Source organism: Nitratireductor pacificus pht-3B, assembly GCF_000300335.1.
Lineage (GTDB): Bacteria > Pseudomonadota > Alphaproteobacteria > Rhizobiales > Rhizobiaceae > Nitratireductor > Nitratireductor pacificus.
On record NZ_AMRM01000049.1, the window covers coordinates 1 to 853 of the forward strand.

Sequence of the window (853 nt, forward strand, 5' to 3'; positions counted from 1 at the left end):
GACGTAACGGAAGGGCGTGTTTCGGCATCGCCTGACACGGTGAAGCGTCTTGTTGGTCTTGGCTTCGATGTGGTCGTCGAGGCGGGGGCTGGGTCGGCCTCGCGGATCGTCGATGGCGCATTCGAGAAGGCGGGCGCCCGGATCGGCAAGGCGGGGGACGCGGCGAAGGCGGACATCGTGCTGAAGCTGCGGCGGCCGAACGCGGCCGAGCTGAAGACCTATCGCAAGGGCGCGGTGGTGATCGCGACGATGGACCCGCATGGCCACGAGGACGCGGTGGCGGCGATGGCGGCGGCCGGGGTGACGGCCTTCGCGATGGAGTTCATGCCGCGCATCACACGGGCGCAGTCGATGGACGTCTTGTCGTCGCAGGCGAACCTGGCCGGCTACCGGGCAGTGATCGACGCGACGGCGGAATACGACCGGGCAATGCCGATGATGATGACGGCGGCGGGCACGGTGCCCGCGGCGAAGGTGTTCGTGATGGGCGCCGGCGTCGCCGGCCTGCAGGCGATCGCGACGGCCAGGCGGCTCGGCGCGGTGGTGACGGCGACGGACGTGCGGGCGGCGGCGGGCGAGCAGGTCCAGTCGCTCGGCGCCAAGTTCATCATGACCGATGCGCTGAAGGATGCGTCGGGCGAGGGCGGCTATGCCCGCGAACTGACGGATGCCGAGAAGGAGGCGCAGGCGGCGCTGGTGGCGGATCACATTGCCAGGCAGGACATCGTCATCACGACGGCGCTGATCCCGGGCCGGCCGGCGCCGAAGCTGGTCAGCGCGGCGATGGTCGCGGCGATGCAGCCGGGCTCGGTGATCGTCGACCTGGCGGTCGAGCGCGGCGGCAATGTCGAGG

General features: G+C 70.6%; 1 protein-coding gene. It reads left to right on the forward strand.

Features of this window, described 5'->3' with window-relative positions; translation table 11 throughout:
• Nucleotides 1–853: NAD(P) transhydrogenase subunit alpha (locus NA2_RS21195; protein ID WP_008599354.1), on the forward strand; the 853-nt coding region annotated here is incomplete at both ends.